Source organism: Streptomyces sp. NPDC051018, from assembly GCF_044456085.1.
In the GTDB taxonomy this organism is placed as follows: Bacteria; Actinomycetota; Actinomycetes; order Streptomycetales; family Streptomycetaceae; genus Streptomyces.
Map to the genome: position 1 here is coordinate 35,620 of NZ_JBITFN010000029.1, position 20,414 is coordinate 56,033.

Below are 20,414 nucleotides of genomic sequence, written 5' to 3' on the forward strand. Positions count from 1 at the left end.
CCCCCGCGAGGGGCCGCCCGGCCGCCCCGTCCCTCGCGCCCGCCCGGGGCGTCCACCGGCCCGCCCGGCCCCGCCGTCGGCTCCCGTCCGGATGCGGTCCCGTGCCCCGCCGAGCGGCCCGGGGCGCTCCGGTGGAGGTTGCACTTGCACAACACCTACGGTTTCCGGACTGGACAAAGAGTCGATGTCAATACCACGATGAATCGCACAGTGCCGCGGCAGTGTTTTGGGGGGACAGCTCGCTGATGCTGGTTTGACGTTCCTCCGCCCGGACCGCGCAGTCCCCGAGCACGTTCAACGGAGGAACCTCGCCATGAGCTTCGGCGATCCCAACAATCCCTACGGCCAGCAGCCCGGCGGCCCCCAGCCGGGTGGGCAGCAGCCCGGGTACGGCTACCCGGGCCAGCAGCCGGGCGCTCAGCCGGGCTACGGCTACCCCCAGCAGGGACAGCAGGACCCGCAGGCCGCCTACGGATACCCGCAGGCCCCGCCCGTCCAGCCGTACGGTGGCGGGATCCCGCCGCAGGCCGGTTACGGGGGCGGTATGCCCCCGCTGGCGCACTGGGGGCTCCGGGTCGGCGCGTACCTCATCGACATGCTGATCCTCCTGGTCCCGTACATGGCCCTGTCGTTCATCGGCGGTGCCATGGGCACGGAGGCGGCGCTCATCTTCGTGCTCATCGCCATCGTGTACCTGATCGCCGCGTTCCTGTGGCTGCGCCACCAGGAGGGCACCACCGGTCAGACCCCCGGCAAGAAGGCCGTGGGCATCCGGGTGCTGCGGGAGCGCGACGGCCAGACGCTCGGCTTCGGCATGGCCTTCGTCCGCCAGCTGGCGCACTTCCTCGACGGCCTCCCCTGCTACATCGGATGGCTGTGGCCGCTGTGGGACGACAAGAAGCAGACCTTCGCCGACAAGATCTGCTCCACCGTGGTCGTCAAGACCGACTGAACGGTACTGCCGAGCACCACGCTCACGCGGAAGGCCGCGCACCCCGGGAGGGTGCGCGGCCTTCCGCGTACGGATGCGCCCGGCTGCCCGGCTTCCCGGACGGCCGCCGGCCGGTGCGAGCGCTGATCATGACCCCGCAGCCCCGCTCGGCGGCTCAGGGGCCCGGTGGCCCAGGGGCTCAGCGGCTCAGTGGAAGAAGTGGCGCGTGCCCGTGAAGTACATCGTCACGCCGGCCTTCTTCGCGGCCTCGACCACCTGCTCGTCGCGGACCGAACCGCCGGGCTGGGCGATCGCCTTCACGCCCGCCTCCATCAGGATCTCGGCGCCGTCCGGGAACGGGAAGAACGCGTCGGATGCGGCGTACGCGCCCCGCGCCCGCTCCTCGCCCGCCCGCTCCACCGCGAGCTTCGCCGAGTCGACGCGGTTGACCTGGCCCATGCCGACGCCGACGGAGGCGCCGTCCTTGGCCAGCAGGATCGCATTGGACTTCACGGCGCGGCAGGCCCGCCAGGCGAAGGCCAGCTCGGCCAGCTCCCCGGCGGACAGGGCCTCGCCGGTCGCCAGGGTCCAGTTCGCGGGGTCGTCGCCCTCGGCCTGGAGCCGGTCCGTTTCCTGGAGCAGCGCACCGCCCTGGATATAGGTGATCTCGGCCGGGGACGCGGGCGCCTCGGCACAGCGCAGGACGCGGATGTTCTTCTTCCGTGCCAGCACCTCGACCGCGCCTTCCTCGTACGCCGGGGCGACGATCACCTCGGTGAAGATCTCGGCCACCTGCTCGGCCATCGTGACCGACACGGGACGGTTGACCGCGATGACGCCGCCGAACGCGGAGAGCGGATCGCAGGCGTGCGCCTTGCGGTGCGCCTCGGCGACGTCCGCGCCGATCGCGATCCCGCAGGGATTGGCGTGCTTGATGATCGCGACGCACGGCTCGGCGTGGTCGTGCGCGGCGCGCCAGGCGGCCTCGGTGTCCGTGTAGTTGTTGTACGACATCTCCTTGCCGTGCAGCTGCTCGGCACCGGGGAGCCCGCCCTCGCCGCTGACGTACAGCGCGGCGCCCTGATGCGGGTTCTCGCCGTAGCGCAGGACGTTCGAGCGCCGGTAGGTGGCGCCCAGGAAGTCCGGGAAGCCCGTGTCGTCGGCAGGGGCCTGGGAGGCGAACCAGGAGGCCACATCCACGTCGTACGCGGCGGTGTGGGCGAACGCCTCGGCCGCGAGCCGGCGGCGCGCGGCCAGGTCGAACCCGCCGTCCCGTACGGCGCCGAGGACGTCGGCGTACCGCTCGGGGCTGGTGACGACCGCGACCGACGGGTGGTTCTTGGCGGCGGCGCGGACCATCGAGGGGCCGCCGATGTCGATCTGCTCGACACACTCGTCCGGGGAGGCGCCGGAGGCGACGGTCTCCCGGAACGGGTAGAGATTGACGACCACGAGGTCGAACGGCTCGACGCCCAGCTCCGCGAGCTGCTCGCGGTGGGATTCGAGGCGCAGGTCGGCGAGGATGCCCGCGTGGACGCGCGGGTGCAGGGTCTTGACCCGGCCGTCCAGGCACTCGGGGAAGCCGGTCAGCTCCTCGACCGGGGTGACCGGCACCCCGGTGGCGGCGATCCTCGCGGCGGTCGAGCCGGTGGAGACCAGCTGGACACCGGCGTCGTGCAGGCCGCGGGCGAGATCTTCGAGGCCCGTCTTGTCGTACACGCTGACCAGCGCTCGCCGGATGGGCCGCCTGGCAGTCGCCTCAGCAGGCTGAGCAGTCACGGGAAAACAACCTTTCGTCCCTCGATGCGGTAGCCGTGACGGGCGAGACGCCCCACGACCTCGACGAGCAGCGCTCGCTCGACTTCCTTGATGCGCTCGTGCAGAGCGGCTTCGTCGTCCTGCTCCCGGACCTCGACCACGCCCTGGGCGATGATCGGTCCGGTGTCGACGCCGTCGTCGACGAAGTGGACGGTGCACCCGGTGACCTTCGCGCCGTACGCGAGAGCGTCGCGCACTCCGTGGGCGCCGGGAAAGCTGGGCAGCAGGGCGGGATGCGTATTGACGCAGCGTCCGCCGAAGCGGGCGAGGAACTCCTTGCCCACGATCTTCATGAACCCGGCCGACACCACCAGATCGGGCTCGTAGGCGGCGGTGGCGTCGGTGAGCGCGCGGTCCCAGGCCTCCCGGGACGGGTGGTCCTTCACCCGGCACACGAAGGTCGGCAGCCCGGCGCGCTCGGCGCGCTCCAGACCGGCGATCGCCCCGCGGTCCGCCCCGACGGCGACGACCTCGGCGCCGAAGCCCGCGGGGTCGTCGCCGATGGCGTCGAGCAGGGCCTGGAGATTGGTGCCGGAGCCGGAGACCAGGACCACCAGCCGGGCCGGGCGGCCCTCCCGGGCCGGCGCGTCCTCGCGCGCCGGAAGGTCCGGGCGGTCCTGGCTGCCGGGTCGGGCGGGAGGAGGCGGGGAGGCCACGGCGGGTCTCTTTCTCTTTCTGTCCGGGTGGGTCCCGCGGCTCTTCGCGTGTGCGTACGGAGCCACGGGGCCGCCGGCGGGCGTGCGGATGACGGGGGTGTACGGGCTTTGTGTGGTCGTACGAACGGATCGCGCCCCCGGATACGGGGAACTCTACGAAGAAGCCGACCGTCAGCAACGATACCGGCATACAGGAAGGCCCCCACGGGACGGGGGCGTGGCCGGGAGGTAGCGTCAGGGGACAGCACCCGTCCCCTGACGGGCACAGACGACACTAGACCCCGTGTGCGAACGGGTCTGAGGGGAAGACGTTCACCAGATGCGGGACCGACGCCGCCGTACGGACCTCCTGTTGCCGCGGGAGCGCCAGTCCACCGATGACAACAACCCCTTCGCGCCGCCGCCGGAGGGCAGGCCGGACCAGCCGTGGCAGCCGCGTCGACCGGAGGACGAACCGTCCGGCCCTCCGGATTCCGACGGGTCGGGGGCTTCCGGTTCCGGCGGTGACTCCTCCGGGGCGCCGGACGACCGCTCCGGCTGGGGCAGCCAGTGGAGCAGCCGGCAGCCCGGACGCTCCTCGGGCGGGGGCTTCGGCGGCCGTCCCGGCGGCCAGAACAACCCGAACAACGGCCAGCAGGGCCCCGGAGGCCCTCCCTCCGGCCTCCGCTGGGACCCGACCGACCCGGCCCAGCGCCGGGCGCGGTACGCGCTGCTCGCGGGCATGTGGGCGTTCTTCTTCGCACTGTTCGACTTCCCGGAGATCGCCCTCCTCCTGGGCGCGCTGGCGCTCTACTGGGCGATCAGCTCGCTGCGCGCCAAGCCCCGCCGCCCGGACCCGACGACCCCGGCCCAGCCCGCCTCCCCAACCCCTTCCGCCCACCGCTCCCAGCGCACCTCGGCGGTGACCGGCCTGGTCATGGCCTCGATCGCCCTGCTGATCGTCGCCTCGACCTTCGCCGCGCAACTGGTCTACCGCGACTTCTACACCTGCGAACGGGACGCCCTCACCAAGGCGGGCCAACTCTCCTGCAACGCCAAACTCCCGGAACCTCTCCGCGACCTCATCGGCGTCAAGGAGTAACCACACCAGCCCCGCCGACCAACCCCACAGGGCAACCCGCGCAAAAACAGCCTCGCCGGGCAACCCGGGCAAAAACAGCCTCGCCGGCGATTGAGGCGCGGGGGCTCGGGGGCAGCGCCCCCGACACGACCCGCTGGGCACCCTCAGCCCCGCCGGGCAACCCGAGCAAAATCAGCCCCGCCGGCGATTGAGGCGCAGGGCCTCGGGGGCAGCGCCCCCGACACGACCCCGCACCCGCGAACAACCAGAACGCACAAGCCCCCGCCGGGCAACCACACCCACCCCCAACCCCGCGGAGCAACCTGACGCACCCCCAACGCCGCCAGGCAACCCGCACCAAATCAGCCCCGCGGAGCACCCCGCAGGGCACCCCGCGCCCTCACGTATCCCCAGGGCTCTCGGGCCAAGGACTCGCAGGCGCGGCCCAAGGCTTCCCACCTCCCGCCACAGCATCATCCGCCCCGGGCTCAGGCCCGGACCCGGCCTCGGGCTCCCCTTGAGGCCGGGCCTCCGCCCCGGGCCCGGTCCGAACCTCGGGCGCCACCCCGGCCCCCCGCCCGGCCAACCGCCCCGAATCGTCCCGTTTACGCTCCACCCACGCCCCCAGCGGCACATAGTCGTACGGCTCTGACACCGCATCGAGCGCGTCCAACGCGTCCAGCGCGTCCGTACGGGACCCCCCGTCGGCCACCCCGGCCGAGACCGGACCGGCATCCGGCGCAACGCCCGCCCCGGCACCCGTACCCGAGGCCGCCACGGAACCCGAACCCACGGCCGACCCCGCCGCCGGAGCCACGCCCGGCTCCGCCCCCCGCAGCCGCCACGCCCGTACCCCCAACGCCCCCGGCACCCCGACCGCCGCCGCCCAGACGAACGCCGCCGCCCCCGTCAGCCACCACACCGGCCCGAAGTCCGCGAGCCGGTGCGTGCCCATCGGACCGCCCGAGACCGCCGCCATCAGGGCCGTCAGTCCCCCGCAGCAGACCGCGCCCAGCAACGCCGTGAGCACGGTCTCCCGCATGCTCCACACGCTCTCTCCCCGCGCGGGTGCCGCCTTCGCCACCGTGAACCAGGCGATCACGCCCGCCGCCGCCACCGGCACGGCCAGGGACACCCAGTTCAGCGCGGTGCCCGGCCCCTGTGGTGGAATCGCCGCGACCAGCGGGAAGGGCGGCATCGCGGGATCCCCGAGGACCCCGGCGGGCGTCGCGGTCGCCGCCGTGCCGAGCGCGAACCCGGGCCCGAGGCCGTATGCCGCCCCCCACACCGCCGCGTTCGGCACCAGCGCGATCCCCAGCAGCAGCACCGCGAGCCGCCCCGACCACACATCGGACAGATGCAGGAAGGAGTCCTGGGTGGCGTCCGCGTGCCACACCAGGGAGGACGCGACGAGGAGTGCCCCGCCCCCGAGCAGGACGAGCGCCCCGGCCGTCCCGGCCCGTAGCGCCACGGCCACCCGGGTACGGGCCAGCCCCACCCGTACCGCCTCGGGCAGCCACCCCGGCAGCGGACCGGTGGGACGGCCGCTCGCCGTCCACACCCCGGCCGCCGCCGCGAGCAGGATCACCAGCGGCACATGCAGCACCGCGCTCAGCGGCTCCGCGGCGAACGGCCCGCGCGCCGCGTAGACGATCACGGCCGCCGCGACCAGCAGATATCCGGCGCTCACCGTGCACAGCGCCCCCCAGGGCGACGGCCGTGGCCGCCGCCCCTCCGGGTCCGGCAGCAGCCCGTCGCGCACGGCCCGGTGCGTCAGCCACGCGGGCACGGCGACGAGCAGCAGCGGTACGACCCCGACCGGCGCGGGCCCGCCGTACAGGGTGTCCGTACGGACGAGTTCGGTGCCGTGGGCCAGCAGCCACAGCGAGGCGGCGACGTGCAGCGCGCCGTCAGGACCGCTGTCCGGGTACGGGGAGCTGATCCACATCGCCATCACCAGGACGGTGAGCGCACCGAGCCCGAGCCCCGCGGCGGTCGCCCCGCGTACGAGGCACGCGGCCAGCGCCACCCGGCTGCCCCCCTGGACCAGAACCGGGGCGGATACGTACGAGGTGCCGTGATCGGTCGTCTGAGTCACGCGGCCATGCTCCCAACGACACGCGCTTTAGCCGCGTAACAGGCGAAGGGCCGTTGTGTCGCTCAATATACGTTTATGTACTTCTATGCCGAGTGCAGCTATCCGGGGACTCCCGGGGGCCCTTCATGACCCAGAGCACGACCCATTCCGCTTCCGAGGTCCCTCTGCCGTCTCCCAAGGAACGGCGCAGGCTGCGTGAGGCCATGTCCATGAGCGAGGAGCAGGTCGCCAGGGCGGTCGGTGTGACCAGGGCGACCGTCCGCGCCTGGGAGACCGGCCGCAGCGATCCGCGGGGCCGCCGGCGTGAGACGTACGGGAAGCTGCTGGCCGCCCTGGACCCGGCCGAACGCACGGACACCCGGACCGGTGACGGGCCCTCATTCCGTATCGGTGCCGGAGCGGGTCCAGGAGTACGCAGCACCAGCACCAGCACCAATCAGACCAGTTCCGTATCCGGCGCCGAGGCAGGCGCGAAGACCGAGGCCGAGGCACGTGCCATGCCCGAGACGAAGCCCGAGACCCAGGCCGGTGCCACGCCGGAGCCCCCACCGGGGACTTCCTCCGGGGCCGGATCCCCACCCGAGTCCGCGACCGCGACCACCGCGAGCCGTTCCGGTACGGGGCCCGGGACCGGCCCCGCGACCGGATCCGCGACTGAGCGGGACGCCCGGGCGGACACCGCCGCCGGCGCGGGGACCGATACGAACGCCGGCGGGAAGGCCGCGCCGGCACCTGAGGACGCATCGCGGGCCGCACCGAAGACGGATCCGGGGCACCGGCCCGCGCCGCCGCAGCATCCCCCGAAGAGCGCCGCCCCGGCCGCGTCCGCCGCGCGGACCGCCACGGGCACGGCGTCCCCCGCCCCGCCCGTTCCGGATCACCCGCCGCTCACTCCCGAGGAGGCGTTCGACGCGCTGTACACGTTCGCCGCGCCCCCTCTCGTACGCCAGGCGTATCTGTTGACCGGACGGCGGCGGCTGGCGCACGAATCCGTGGAACGGGCGTTCCATCACGCCTGGCAGCACTGGCCGGACGTCGCCCAGGACCGGGATCCGGTGGGGTGGGTACGGGCGGCGGCGTACGAGTACGCCATGTCCCCCTGGCAGCGGCTGCGGCCGGTGCACCGCCACCGGGACCGCCCGCCGCTCGACCAGGCCCGGCTGGACCTGCTCGACGTACTGCTGGAGCTGCCGCCTCCGTATCGCCGTACGGTCCTCCTCTACGACGGCCTGGGCCTGGATCTGCCCGAGACGGCCGCCGAGACGGAGGCGAGCACTCCGGCCGCGGCGAACCGGGTACTGCACGCGCGTGAGGCCATCGCCGACCGGCTGCCGCAGCTGAACTCGCCCGAGGCACTGCACGATCAGCTCGTCGCCCTCACGGCGGCCGTTCCGCTGCCGCAGCCCGCCGCGGCCCCCGCGGTGCGGCGCAGCAGTGAGCGGCGCGGCTGGTTCTGGACGCGGTTCGCGCTGGGCGCCGGAGTGCTGATCATCGGCGCGACGGGCTTCACCCTCGCGACCGCGCCGACCCGGTATGTACCGGAGGTCGCCCCCGGGCAGCAGGTAGGCGGGGTCCCGGGGCACGCGGGCCCCGAGCGGCTGTCACCGCAGGACGAGGAGCTGCGGCGGAGCCTGCTCTCCGAACCGGCGAGCGGCCCCGGACGTCTGGTGCCCGACCCCCGCTAGGAGCCCGAGTGCCCCCGGCTCGCGGTGCGAAGAAGAGCAGGTCGGGGCAGACGTACGGGCCCGCGCTCCATTCCGGAGCGCGGGCCCGTAGGCGATACGGCCGGGTCAGCCGCCCAGGATCTCCCGGGCCAGCTTCGCGGTCTCGGTCGGCGTCTTGCCGACCTTGACTCCCGCCGCCTCCAGGGCCTCCTTCTTCGCCTGCGCGGTGCCGGACGAACCGGACACGATCGCACCGGCGTGGCCCATCGTCTTGCCCTCGGGGGCGGTGAAGCCCGCGACGTAACCGACGACCGGCTTGGTGACATTGGCCTTGATGAAGTCGGCCGCGCGCTCCTCGGCGTCGCCGCCGATCTCACCGATCATCACGATCAACTCGGTCTCGGGGTCGGCCTCGAAGGCCGCGAGCGCGTCGATGTGGGTGGTGCCGATGACCGGGTCGCCACCGATGCCGACGGCCGAGGAGAAGCCGATGTCCCGCAGCTCGTACATCATCTGGTAGGTCAGCGTGCCGGACTTGGACACCAGTCCGATACGGCCGGGCTTGGTGATGTCGCCCGGGATGATGCCGGCGTTGGACTGGCCGGGGGTGATCAGTCCGGGGCAGTTCGGGCCGATGATCCGGGTCTTGTTGCCCTTGCTGACGGCGTACGCCCAGAAGGCGGCGGAGTCGTGCACCGCGATGCCCTCGGTGATGACGACCGCGAGCGGGATCTCGGCGTCGATGGCCTCGACGACGGCGGCCTTGGCGAACGCCGGGGGTACGAAGAGTACGGAGACGTCGGCTCCGGTCTCCTTCATCGCCTCGGCCACGGAGCCGAAGACCGGCACCTCGGTGCCCTGGAAGTCGACCTTCGTACCGGCCTTGCGCGGGTTCACACCGCCGACGATGTTGGTGCCGTCACCCAGCATGAGCTTGGTGTGCTTCATGCCCGTGGCACCGGTCATGCCCTGGACGATGACCTTGCTGTCCTTGGTCAGGAAGATAGCCATGGTGTCTGTCCCGAATCCCTTACTTCGCAGCCGCGGCGAGCTCGGCGGCCTTGTCTGCCGCACCGTCCATGGTGTCCACGCGCTGCACGAGCGGGTGGTTGGCGTCGGAGAGGATCTTGCGACCCAACTCCGCGTTGTTGCCGTCGAGGCGCACGACCAGGGGCTTGGTGACGTCCTCGCCCTTGGACTTGAGCAGCTCCAAGGCCTGGACGATGCCGTTGGCGACCTCGTCGCAGGCGGTGATGCCGCCGAAGACGTTGACGAAGACGGACTTGACGTCCGTGTCGCCGAGGATGATCTCCAGGCCGTTGGCCATGACCTCGGCGGAGGCGCCGCCGCCGATGTCGAGGAAGTTGGCGGGCTTCACCCCGCCGTGGGCCTCACCGGCGTAGGCGACCACGTCAAGCGTGGACATGACCAGACCGGCGCCGTTGCCGATGATGCCGACCTCGCCGTCGAGCTTGACGTAGTTGAGGTTCTTGGCCTTGGCGGCGGCCTCCAGCGGGTTGGCCGCGGCCTTGTCCTCCAGGGCCTCGTGCTCCGGCTGGCGGAAGTCGGCGTTGGCGTCGAGGGATACCTTGCCGTCGAGCGCGATCACCCGGCCGTCGGCGACCTTGGCGAGCGGGTTGACCTCGACGAGGAGAGCGTCCTCGGCGATGAAGGTCTTCCACAGCGTCACCAGGATGTCGGCGACCTGGTCGGCGACCTCGGCCGGGAACTTCGCGGCGGCGACGATCTCGGCGGCCTTCTCCGGGGTGACCCCCTCGTTGGCGTCGACCGGGATCTTCGCGAGGGCCTCGGGCTTGGTGGCCGCGACCTCCTCGATGTCCATACCGCCCTCGACGGACGCCATGGCCAGGAAGGTGCGGTTGGTGCGGTCGAGGAGGTACGAGACGTAGTACTCCTCGGCGATGTCGGGCGCGGTCTCCGCGAGCATGACCTTGTGGACCGTGTGGCCCTTGATGTCCATGCCCAGGATCTGCCCGGCCTTCTCGACCGCGTCATCCGGGGTGGAGGCGAGCTTGACGCCGCCGGCCTTGCCTCGGCCGCCGACCTTCACCTGCGCCTTGACGACCGACTTGCCGCCCAGCCGCTCCGTCACCTCGCGCGCCGCCTCAGGCGTGTCGATGACTTCACCGGCCAGCACCGGTACACCGTGCTTGGCGAAGAGGTCCCTCGCCTGGTACTCGAACAGGTCCACGCGCGTCCGTCCCTTTTCTGATGATCGCGGTTCGTTGTCTGCGTGGGCGTGCCGCGAAGGGCAACGTGACTGCGATGTCACAAGGAAGGCGCACACGGTGACCGGGCACGCGGCATGTCCGTCTCGCAGGTTATCCCCGTGGAAGGTGGCTCCCTAAATCGGAGCTCACAGAACGGTCGTGAGAACAGTCACAGACCGCACACCCGCCCGCACCCCGTCAGACACCCCGTCCCCACGGCCTCCGCCCGCCCCGGAACCCCCTGAACGGCGAGACACCGAGGTCGGAGGCGGTACGGGTCCCGGGGTCCCGGGAGGGGTGGTACGGGTCTCGGGGACGGTACGGGACCTGAGGGCGCGGGCGCGGTAGATGGGGCTGTGGGGGCGTTGAGGCCGTGGGCACGCTGCGGGACGCGTGGGGCGGGTGCGCCTGCCGAGCGCGGATGCCCACCGGGCGGAGACGCGACGCATGCCGGGAGCCGGGTGCCGCCGCGCGGACTCCGGGTCCCTGCCAGGTGCGGGCGCCTGTGGTGCGGGCACGTGCGGTGCGGGCGCCTGTGGTGCGGGCACGTGGCCGGCCCGCACGGGGATGCGGGCCGGCCCCCGGGGCCGGATGCGAGGCCGGGGCCGCATCCGGGTGCGGGCCGCACAAGGTGCTGGCGCAATAGGCCCCGGGTGCCCGCCAGGCGCGGGCACATGCGGTGGCGGGCACCCGGCCGACCCGCACGGAGACGCAGGCCGGGTGCGGGCCGCACACGGCGCTGGCGCAATAGGCCCCGGGTGCCCGCCAGGCGCGGGCACATGCGGCGCACGTGACGGCCCGGCCCGTACGGGATGCAGGTCGCTGCCGGGCGCGGGCATGTGCCCTGCGCGTGCGGTGCGGGCACCTCTGGTACAGGCACCCGGCCGACCCGTACGAGGATGCGAGCCGGGCGGCCGCGCGAGGTGCCTGCGCACTGGGCCCTGGGTGCCGGCCGGGCGCGGGGCACGTGGCCGGCGCGGGCGGTCAGGTTCGCGCCGGGTCCGGTATCGGGGGCGGGCGCTTCTCGATCGCCGCCGCCATGACGTCCGGGAACAGGTCCGGCGTACAGGCGAAGGCGGGCGCCCCCAGCGCGGCGAGCGCCGCCGCATGGTCCCTGTCGTACGCCGGGGTCCCCTCGTCCGAGAGCGCCAGCAGCGCGACGAACTGCACCCCGGACGCCTTCATCGCCGCCACCCGCTTCAGCATCTCGTCCCGGATCCCGCCCTCGTACAGATCGCTGATCAGTACGACCACGGTGTCGGCCGGGCGCGTGATCTGCGACTGGCAGTAGGCCAGGGCCCGGTTGATGTCCGTGCCGCCGCCGAGCTGGGTCCCGAAGAGGACGTCGACCGGGTCGTCGAGCTGGTCGGTGAGGTCGACGACTGCGGTGTCGAAGACGACGAGCCGGGTGGCGATGGAACGCATGGAGGCGAGAACCGCGCCGAAGACCGAGGCGTAGACGACGGACGCCGCCATGGATCCCGACTGGTCGATGCAGAGCACCACCTCCTTCTTGACCGACTGGGACGCCCGTCCGTAACCGATGAGGCGCTCGGGAACGACCGTGCCGAACTCCGGGAGGTAGTTCTTGAGGTTCGCCCGGATCGTGCGGTCCCAGTCGATGTCCCGGTGTCTGGGCCTGCTGATCCTCGCCGAACGGTCGAGCGCGCCCGTCAGCGTCGACCTCGTCCGCGTGGCCAGCCGCTTCTCCAGGTCCTCGACGACCTTCCGTACGACGGCCCGGGCCGTCTCCTTGGTCGTCTCGGGCATCGCCTTGTTGAGGGAGAGCAGGGTGCCGACGAGATGGACGTCCGCCTCGACGGCCTCCAGCATCTCCGGCTCCAGGAGCAGGGTCGACAGTCCGAGGCGCTCGATGGCGTCGCGCTGCATGACCTGGACGACGGAGCTGGGGAAGTACGTCCTGATGTCGCCGAGCCAGCGCGCGACCGAGGGGGCGGAGGCTCCGAGTCCGGCCGAGCGGTTCCGTCCGGCGGTCCGGCCGCCCCGGGAGTCCGGACCGTCGTAGAGCGCGGTGAGCGCCCCGTCGACACGGGCGTCCGTCCCGTCGAGGGTGCAGCCCGTGCCGTCGGCGGCCTCCCCGCCGAGGACGAGCCGCCATCGGCGCAGCCGCTCGTCCCCGGCGGCCCGGCCCCCGGCACCCGGCGGGCCGCCCTCGCCCGCCCCGTCCGGGAAGCCCGGCGCGATCCGGGTGTCCGACGGGTCCGGAGCACGTGACCGGTCCAGAGAGTCCGACAGATCCGGCGAGTCCGACGCGAGGCCCCGCACCGCCGGGCCGCCGAGAGGCCGGGGCTCGTCCAGGTCGACCGCGTGCCGGAATTCCGACGGGTCCGGGAAGCCCGACGGGTCGCCGGATGCGGGTGGCGGCTCAAGACCCGAGGAGACCCCCGTCCCCTCAGCTGCACCCGGCCGCCCCCCGGAGGCCGAACGGCCCGGGTCACCTGGCGAGTCCTGGGAGCCCGAACGGACCCCGGTGCCCTGCGAGGCTCCCGCACCGGTCCGCCCGGGGGCGACCGCCCGCCCCTCCCCGCGCCCGACCGGTTCCCCGCCCGTGCCGGTGCGGCCAGTGGCCGCGCCCGTACCGGCCGACGCTGCCGCCCCGAGCCGCCCGCCCGTGCCGACCCCGTCCATGGCCATACCCGTACCGTTCTCCCGTACCGCCCCGGGCCGCCCGTCCGTCACGGCCCGTGCGCGCGCGTCCGCCCGTGCGCCCGCGCCGCCCGGCACATCCTGTGGTGTCGTCGAAGTCATCGCCCCGCCCCCGCAAGGTCGTCCGTACGGTCGCCGCCGTCGATTCCGAGGAGCAGCCGGAGCACCGGTAGCACCGCGTCCGCTCGCCGCTCGTCCAGTCCTGGTCCGAAGCCGGGTGCCGTGATCCCGGGGGCGCTCGGCGCGCCGCCTCCCGGCGCCGCCGAGGGTCCCCGGCGGACCAGCTCGCCGAGAGTGCGGCGCACTCCCGGTTCATACGCGGAGAAGGTGCGGCGCAGCAGCGGCAGTACGTCGGTGAACGCGTCCGCCGTCACCCCCATGAGCCAGGCGTCGACCAGCCCGAGCAGGCGCTCGTCGTGCACGAGGAGCAGTCCCCCTCCCGACGCCCCGCCGACGAAGCCCTCGATCCAGGCCGCCGCCTCGGTGGGCGGGGTTCCCGGCGAGAGCGCGAGGCTCATCAGCCGCGCGGCCTCGTCGACCCCGAGCCGTCCGTCGTCGAGCAGGAGGCGGGCGGCCCGGCCCCGTATGACTCCGGGCACGGTGTCGCGGGCGGCGAGCCGGTGCAGGACGGTCCCCCAGCGTCCGGCGAGTTCGTCCGCCGCGGGCAGCAGCCCGATCGCGGTGTGGACGGCGTCCAGATGACGGCGCATCGCCTCCGCGCCGTCCGTGTCCAGTCCCGTGCAGGCGGGTGGCAGCCCGACGCAGATCCGCTCGGCGAGCCCGGTCGCGACCTCGGCCAGGGCCCCGGTGTCGGTGGACCGCACATCGCCGTACCGCAGGGAGCGCGCCAGGGCGGGCAGGGCCTGGGCGAGATGGCCGACGTCCGTGTCGAGCGCGGCGCGGTCGGCGAGCGCGCGCATCACGACGGGGAGCGCGTCGGTCAGTTCGGCCGGCAGACACTCCTCGGCGAGCGCGGTGATCTCGGAGAGAGCGGTGGCCGTGAGGGCCTTGTGCTCGGCCTTGGCCGTGGCGGCGGAGAGCACGGTGGTGCCCCAGACACCCGCCTCGGCGACCCGGACGAAGAGCTCGGGTTCCCAGCGCAGCCGCCAGGTCTCCCGGAACGTCCCGGTGCTCCCCCGCCCCGTGACCGGCTCGCCCCAGCCGATGGAGAGCAGCCTCAGCCGGTGCAGCAGCCGGCTCCTGGCCGCGTCGTTCTCCTTGCGCAGATCCAGCTCCAGCTCGCGCTCCAGGGCCTCCGGCCTGAGCCGCATGCTCCGCTGGGAGCGGCCGAGGTCCCGCTGCAACGGCACCGCGGGCGCGGCGTCCGGCACCTCCCCGAGCACGTCCCCGACGACGAGCCGGTCCCGGATCAGATCCAGCGGCACATCGGAGCCGTCGCACATCACCGCCCGGATGGCGTCGGTCGTCTCCGTCAGCCCGGCCAGGGGTCTGCCGCGCATGGCGGCGAGGGTATCCGCGAGCCGTACGGCCTCGATGACATGGGCCGACGACACCATCCGGTCCTCGTCGCGCAGCAGTCCCGCGACCTTGGTCATCCAGCGCTCGATCGGGCGGTCCGGGGCCCGGAAGAGATGTCCGTACCACCCGGGGGAGTCGATCCCCGCGCCGTACCCGCTGCGGCGGGCCAGCCTGCGGTGGGTCCAGGGCACCCAGGTCATCTCGGCCTTGACCTTGGGCAGTCCCTTGATCAGCGCCTTGTCGGCGGCGATGGTCGTCTTCTCCGCGAGCGCGGGCACATGCCACGCCCCGCAGACGACGGCGACGTCGTCCCCGAACTCCTTGCGCGCGGCCCGCAGCTGGAGCCGCATATACGCCTCGCGGACGAGATCCCGCTCATGCCCCCCGTGGCCGTACATCCCCCGCAGTTCGGCCATGGCCTCCCCGAGCGCGACGAACGGCTCGTATGCGCCCCGGCCGGGGACAGCCTCGCGGACGTCGTCGATGTCGCTGACATCGCGGACATCATGAATGTCGTGGTCGCGGCCGTCCCGATCACCCCGATCGCCCTGGTCGTCGCGGTCGTGCCGGTCGTCCCCGTCCTCGCCCTCGGCCCGGACCACCAGGTCGTCCCGGCCGGACGGACCGCCCCGGGAGTCCCGGTCGGCGTACGCTCCGTCCTCCGGGCGGGCGCCTCCCCCGGCCGCCCCGTCTGCTCCCCGACCGGTCCGGTCGGGGCGGGCGCCGGGGCCGCGGTGCTCGACCACGTCCTCCCACCAGCGCTCGGGATCGTCATATCCCGCGGCCCCGGCGAGCACGGCGACCGGGTCGATCCGCACATCGCCGCCGGGGCCTCCCGCCTCGCCGCCGGCGCCCTCACCCTCAGCGCCGTCCGGCTGCTCGGCGGAACCGTCGTGCGGTACGGCCCCCTCCGCACCCGGCTCCCACGGGGGCCCTGGCGCGGGGCGACGCCCGGGGTCCCCGGCGGGTCCCCCGTGAGCCCCGTCCTCCTCCCGGCCGGCCGACGGAGCCCGCCCGGGCGGGGACACCTTGTCCTGCGCCGCCAGTGCCAGCGAGAACGCCGCGGGAAGATCGATGAACCGCACCGGAACCCCCCGACCGAGCGCCCAGCGGATCGCCACCCACTCCGGGGAGAACTCGGCCAGCGGCCAGAACGCGGCCTGACCGGGGTCGTCCACCGCGTGGGCCAGCAGTGCGACCGGCGGGCGCATCTGCTCGTCGGCCGCGAGCGGGAGCAGCGCGTCTCCCTCGGGCGGACCCTCGATCAGAACCACGCGCGGGGCCGCCCCCTCCAGCGCGGCCAGCACCGCCCGCGCGGAACCGGGGCCGTGGTGGCGGACACCGAGCAGCAGGGGTCCGGTCATGCGCTCACCTCACGGCAGGCGCGGTAGAAGTCCTTCCAGCCGTCCCGCTCGCGGACCACCGTCTCCAGATACTCCTGCCAGATGACCCGGTCGGCCGCCGGGTCCCGGACGACGGCGCCGAGGATGCCGGCGGCGACGTCGCCCGCCCGGAGCACGCCGTCCCCGAAGTGCGCGGCGAGGGCGAGACCGCCGGTGACCACGGAGATCGCCTCCGCCGTGGAGAGCGTGCCGGACGGGGATTTGAGCTTGGTGCGCCCGTCGGCAGAGACTCCGTCACGCAGCTCCCGGAAGACGGTGACCACGCGGCGGATCTCCTCGAGTCCCTCGGGCACGGCGGGCAGATCGAGCGAGCGCCCGATCTGGTCGACGCGCCGGGAAACGATGTCGACCTCCGCGTCCGGGGTGGCGGGCAGCGGCAGCACCACGGTGTTGAACCGGCGGCGCAGGGCGCTGGAGAGGTCGTTGACCCCCCGGTCGCGGTCATTGGCGGTGGCGATGAGGTTGAAGCCGCGGACCGCCTGGACCTCCTGGCCGAGCTCGGGGATCGGCAGGTTCTTCTCGGACAGGATCGTGATGAGCGTGTCCTGCACATCGGCGGGGATACGGGTCAGCTCCTCGACCCTCGCCGTCATGCCGTCGGACATGGCGCGCATGACGGGACTGGGCACGAGCGCGTCCCGGCTGGGGCCGTGGGCGAGCAGCTGCGCGTAGTTCCACCCGTAGCGGATTGCCTCTTCAGGGGTGCCCGCCGTGCCCTGCACCAGGAGAGTGGAGTCCCCGCTGACGGCCGCGGCCAGATGCTCGGACACCCATGTCTTGGCGGTGCCGGGCACACCGAGCAGCAGCAGCGCGCGGTCGGTGGCGAGGGTGGTGACGGCGACTTCGACGATACGGCGCGGTCCCACGTACTTCGGGGTGACGACCGTGCCGTCGGGGAGGGTGCCCCCGAGCAGATAGAGGGCGACGGCCCACGGCGACAGCCGCCAGCCGACCGGACGCGGCCGGTCGTCGGCCGCGGCGAGCGCCTTCAACTCGTCGGCGAAGGCGTCCTCGGCATGCGGTCGCAGCGCCTCGGCGCCCGTGGCGGCTGAGGTTTCGGACATGGTCATGGATCCCCCTCCAGATCGTTCGACTCGTTCGATCCGATGTGGCTTCAACCCTGCACCACGCCACTGACAATCGACCGTCCACGCAGGTCAGAGGCCGATCGGAGCCGATTGTCAGTGGTGGCCCGTACGGTCGGTGACATGAATCAGATGGGGGTGCGCTGGACGTCTGAACAGGTGCTGGCACTGGCTCCTGACGACGCATCACGCAGAGCGGGAAACAAACTGGGCACGGCCGGCCCGTGGTCCGACGCGGGCAGCAGCGGCGCGGGTGCCGTGTGGGGTCTGTGCAAGGGCAGCGGGAGCAAGCCGTATCAGACGGTCGTCGACACGGCGGGCCCCGCGTACAAGTGCAGTTGTCCGAGCCGGAAGTTCCCGTGCAAGCACGCGCTGGGGCTGCTGCTGCTCTGGGCGGCGGACGAGGAAGCGGTACGGGCGGGAACCGCGCCGGACTGGGCGGACGAGTGGCTGGAGGGGCGTCGCAGGCGGACCGAGAACAAGCAGACCGTAGCGGGCGAGGGGCAGTCGGCGAAGGCGGCGGACCCCGAGGCGGCCAGGCGCAGGGCGGAGCGCAGGGCCGGGCGGATCACGGCGGGGGCGACGGAGCTGGAGCAGCGCCTGGAGGATCTGGTGCGCGGCGGTCTGGCGTCCGCCGAGCAGTCGGGGTACGGACTGTGGGAGGAGACGGCGGCCCGCATGGTCGACGCGCAGGCGCCGGGACTGGCGGCGCGGGTGCGGGAGTTGGGTGCCATACCGGGGTCGGGGCCGGGGTGGCCGGTGCGGCTGCTGGAGGAGTGCGCGCTGATCCATCTGCTGGACTCGGCGTGGCTGGGGCTGGAGCGGCTGCCGGAGCCGATGGCGGCGACCGTCCGCACCCGGGTGGGCCTCACCTCGCCCGCCGACGGCCCGCCGGTGCGGGACCACTGGCTGGTCCTCTCCCAGTACGACTCGTCCGACGGGAAGATCGTCACACGCCGTATATGGGTGTCGGGCAGGGAGTCGGGGCGCGTCGCGCTGCTGCTGTCCTTCGGGGCCGGAGGCCGCGCCCCGCGGCTGGCGCTGCCGGTGGGGATGTCGATCGACGCCGAGCTGACCCCGTACACGGGGGCGGGGCAGCTCCGGGCGGACATGGGTGAGCCCTTCGGGCCGCCGGTCCCGGGCGGCCGCGCGCCGCGCGGGGGTCCGGTCGCCGCGGCGCTGGAGGCGTACGGGGTGGCGCTGCGCGACGACCCGTGGCTGGAGAGCCGGCCCGTGACGCTGACGGAGGTGATACCCGTCCCGGACGGCGGCGGCTGGCAGCTGGCGGACGCGGATGGCGGGAGCGCGCTGCCCGTGGCACCGGCCGCGCTCTCCCGGCCGGGTCTGTGGAAGCTCGCAGCGGTGTCCGGCGGGGGGCCGGTCACCGTGTTCGGGGAGTGCGGGCATCAGGGTGTGACACCGCTGGCGGCCTGGGAGCCCGGCAGCGACGCCGAGACCGTCCCCCTGGTCTGAATCCGGGCAAGCGAAGGAGGACGCCCATGACCGGTACCACCAACACCTCACCGTCGGCGGAGCACGCCACGCAGTGGGAAGATCTCGTGACCTCGGCCCTTCTCGGCACCGATCGCCGCACCCCGCCGCCCGGGGTCATGGCCCCGGGCCGGGACGCTCCGGCCGCGCTGCTGGACGCGGCGGCGGTGCACACCGTGCGGCGCCGGGCGGGGCTGCTGCCCGCTCCGGCCTCCGCCCGCCCGGAGCCCGCGCCCGGGGATCCGCGGCCCCGGCTGCCGGTGGCAGCCCGGCGGAGGCTGGCCCAGCTGCTGGCCGACCGTTCCGCGCCCTCGTCCGGCGGCCGGCGTGGTACGGCTCCGGATCTGACCGAGCTGCTGCCGCAGTGGCTGACCGCCGCCAACGGGCACGGCTACCAGGCCCCGCCGTCACTGCTGCCCGCGCTGCTGGACGCGGCCCGGGCGAGGACCGATCTGCGGCCGTCCGCGCTCGCCTTCGCCGGGGGACGCGGGCTGTGGCTGGCCCGGTTCAACCCGGAGTGGAAGTTCGCCCTGCGCGGCTCCTCGGCCGGCGGGGTGCTCCTGCCGGACGCCGCCGATGCCGAGGCGGTCCAGCGGCTGTGGGACGAGGGTCTCTTCGCCGAGCGGGTCGCCCTGCTGGGAGCGGTCCGGGCGCGGGACGCGGACCGGGCGCTGGCCCTGCTCGCCGGTACCTGGTCCGGTGAGCGGGCGGAGGACCGGCTGATGTTCCTGGACTCGCTGCGGACGGGGCTGTCGGGTGCGGACGAGCCCTTCCTGGAGCGGGCGCTGGCCGACCGCAGCCGCAATGTCCGTGCCACGGCCGCGGAGCTGCTGTCCGCGCTGCCGGACTCCGCGCTCGCCGGGCGGATGGCGGCCCGGGCCACGGCGTGCGTACGGCTGGACCGGGGCGCTCAGGGCACGATGGCCGCCGTGGAGGCGCCCCGGGAGTGCGATGCGGACATGGAGCGCGACGGTGTCGTCGCGGCGCCGCCCACGGGCCGGGGCAAGCGTTCCTGGTGGCTGGGCCAGCTGGTGGAGGCAGCCCCGCTCTCCGTCTGGCCCCGGCACCTCGGGGGGCGTACGGCGGCGGAGATCGTCGCCCTGCCCGTGACCGACGGCTGGGCCGCCGAACTCCACGCGGCCTGGTGCCGTGCCGCGGTGCGCCAGCGGGACGCGGAGTGGGCCCGGGCCCTGCTGGGCGCCCCGGGCATACCGCCCGAGGTGGGTCCCGGCACCTCCTCCCTGGCGGAGCGGGCGAAACTGCTCGCGACGCTTCCCGGGGAGGAGCGGGCGGTCTGGGTCGCGGACTTCATCGCGGCCCACGGTCTGTCGGAGGCGTTCCAGCTGCTGGGGGTGTGCGCGGTGCCCTGGGCGGAGCCGCTGGGCCGTTCGGTGGTCGACGCCCTGGACATAGCCCGGGAGGCCGGCAGCTATCCGTGGAGCTTCAGCGGCGTGATGGGCCTGGCCGAGCGCTGTCTCTCCCCCGGTGAGGCCACCCGACTCGATCTCCTGACGGCCACCCCCGACGAGACGGAGGGCGCGTCCCCGGGCGCGGGAGCCTACTGGTCGGAGGCGTTCCAGCGGCTGGTCTCCACTCTCCGCCTCCGCGCCGCCATGCACGATGAACTGATACCGGCCGCCGGGCCCGAGAACCCGCGTCGGGCCACAGGGCCCGAGGACCCGCGCCCGGTCGCCGTACACGACGGCCCGAGACCGGCGGCCGCCGTCTGACACCGGGTTCCCGGCGTGGCACCACCACGCCGGGAGACCGGCTGCCGGCCGGAGAGTCCGGCCTTCGGGGACGCACGCGTCTCATGGGCTTCTTCCGGGTC

13 protein-coding genes are annotated in these 20,414 nt (G+C 73.7%); 5 read left to right on the top strand and 8 right to left on the bottom strand.

Features of this window, described 5'->3' with window-relative positions:
- Window positions 1-313: 313 nt before the first annotated feature.
- Window positions 314-952, top strand: a complete 639-nt coding sequence (locus ACIBCM_RS32460) for an RDD family protein (RefSeq protein ID WP_399249579.1) — start codon at window positions 314-316, stop codon at window positions 950-952.
- Window positions 953-1,138: 186 nt separating this feature from the next.
- Here the strand turns inward: ACIBCM_RS32460 and purH are convergent, their stop codons facing one another.
- Window positions 1,139-2,710, bottom strand: coding sequence for a bifunctional phosphoribosylaminoimidazolecarboxamide formyltransferase/IMP cyclohydrolase (purH, locus tag ACIBCM_RS32465; RefSeq protein WP_399249581.1), 1,572 nt, complete (start codon window positions 2,708-2,710; stop codon window positions 1,139-1,141).
- On the bottom strand, window positions 2,707-3,306 hold the full coding sequence (gene purN, locus ACIBCM_RS32470) for a phosphoribosylglycinamide formyltransferase (protein ID WP_399249630.1): 600 nt from the start codon (window positions 3,304-3,306) through the stop codon (window positions 2,707-2,709). The genes purH and purN overlap by 4 nt, the downstream gene beginning before the upstream one ends.
- Window positions 3,307-3,724: 418 nt before the next feature.
- Between purN and ACIBCM_RS32475 the strand changes: the two genes are divergently transcribed.
- Window positions 3,725-4,486 (top strand): hypothetical protein, encoded by a 762-nt coding sequence (locus tag ACIBCM_RS32475; protein ID WP_399249583.1) that lies wholly within the window; start codon window positions 3,725-3,727, stop codon window positions 4,484-4,486.
- A 379-nt stretch (window positions 4,487-4,865) separates the two neighbouring features.
- On the opposite strand, the gene ACIBCM_RS32480 is transcribed toward ACIBCM_RS32475, so the two are convergent.
- The gene (locus ACIBCM_RS32480) at window positions 4,866-6,563 is read right to left on the bottom strand and encodes a DUF6350 family protein (RefSeq protein ID WP_399249585.1); all 1,698 of its coding nucleotides are present in this window, start codon (window positions 6,561-6,563) and stop codon (window positions 4,866-4,868) included.
- Window positions 6,564-6,688: 125 nt separating this feature from the next.
- On the opposite strand from ACIBCM_RS32480, the gene ACIBCM_RS32485 reads away from it, so the two are divergent.
- Window positions 6,689-8,248: a sigma factor-like helix-turn-helix DNA-binding protein gene (locus ACIBCM_RS32485; RefSeq protein WP_399249587.1), complete on the top strand. Its 1,560-nt coding sequence runs from the start codon at window positions 6,689-6,691 to the stop codon at window positions 8,246-8,248.
- Window positions 8,249-8,353: 105 nt separating this feature from the next.
- Here the strand turns inward: ACIBCM_RS32485 and sucD are convergent, their stop codons facing one another.
- The 5 genes from sucD to ACIBCM_RS32510 form a co-directional block, all read right to left on the bottom strand.
- On the bottom strand, window positions 8,354-9,238 hold the full coding sequence (gene sucD / locus ACIBCM_RS32490; RefSeq protein WP_399249589.1) for a succinate--CoA ligase subunit alpha: 885 nt from the start codon (window positions 9,236-9,238) through the stop codon (window positions 8,354-8,356).
- A gap of 19 nt (window positions 9,239-9,257) precedes the next feature.
- Window positions 9,258-10,439 (bottom strand): ADP-forming succinate--CoA ligase subunit beta, encoded by a 1,182-nt coding sequence (gene sucC, locus ACIBCM_RS32495; protein ID WP_399249591.1) that lies wholly within the window; start codon window positions 10,437-10,439, stop codon window positions 9,258-9,260.
- A 1,003-nt stretch (window positions 10,440-11,442) separates the two neighbouring features.
- Entirely contained in the window at window positions 11,443-12,585 is a 1,143-nt protein-coding gene (locus ACIBCM_RS32500) for a VWA domain-containing protein (RefSeq protein WP_399249631.1), read from the bottom strand.
- A 638-nt stretch (window positions 12,586-13,223) separates the two neighbouring features.
- The gene (locus tag ACIBCM_RS32505; protein ID WP_399249593.1) at window positions 13,224-15,968 is read right to left on the bottom strand and encodes a DUF5682 family protein; all 2,745 of its coding nucleotides are present in this window, start codon (window positions 15,966-15,968) and stop codon (window positions 13,224-13,226) included.
- Window positions 15,965-17,077, bottom strand: coding sequence for an AAA family ATPase (locus tag ACIBCM_RS32510; RefSeq protein WP_399249595.1), 1,113 nt, complete (start codon window positions 17,075-17,077; stop codon window positions 15,965-15,967). Before ACIBCM_RS32510 ends, ACIBCM_RS32505 begins: the two co-directional genes overlap by 4 nt.
- A 138-nt stretch (window positions 17,078-17,215) precedes the next feature.
- Here ACIBCM_RS32510 and ACIBCM_RS32515 point away from each other — a divergent pair, with 138 nt between their 5' ends.
- Both ACIBCM_RS32515 and ACIBCM_RS32520 read left to right on the top strand, forming a co-directional pair.
- Complete coding sequence (locus ACIBCM_RS32515; protein ID WP_399249597.1) at window positions 17,216-18,565, top strand: SWIM zinc finger family protein; 1,350 nt, start codon at window positions 17,216-17,218, stop codon at window positions 18,563-18,565.
- Between the two features lie 26 nt (window positions 18,566-18,591).
- Window positions 18,592-20,313 (top strand): DUF5691 domain-containing protein, encoded by a 1,722-nt coding sequence (locus tag ACIBCM_RS32520; protein WP_399249599.1) that lies wholly within the window; start codon window positions 18,592-18,594, stop codon window positions 20,311-20,313.
- The last annotated feature ends 101 nt before the right edge of the window (window positions 20,314-20,414 follow it).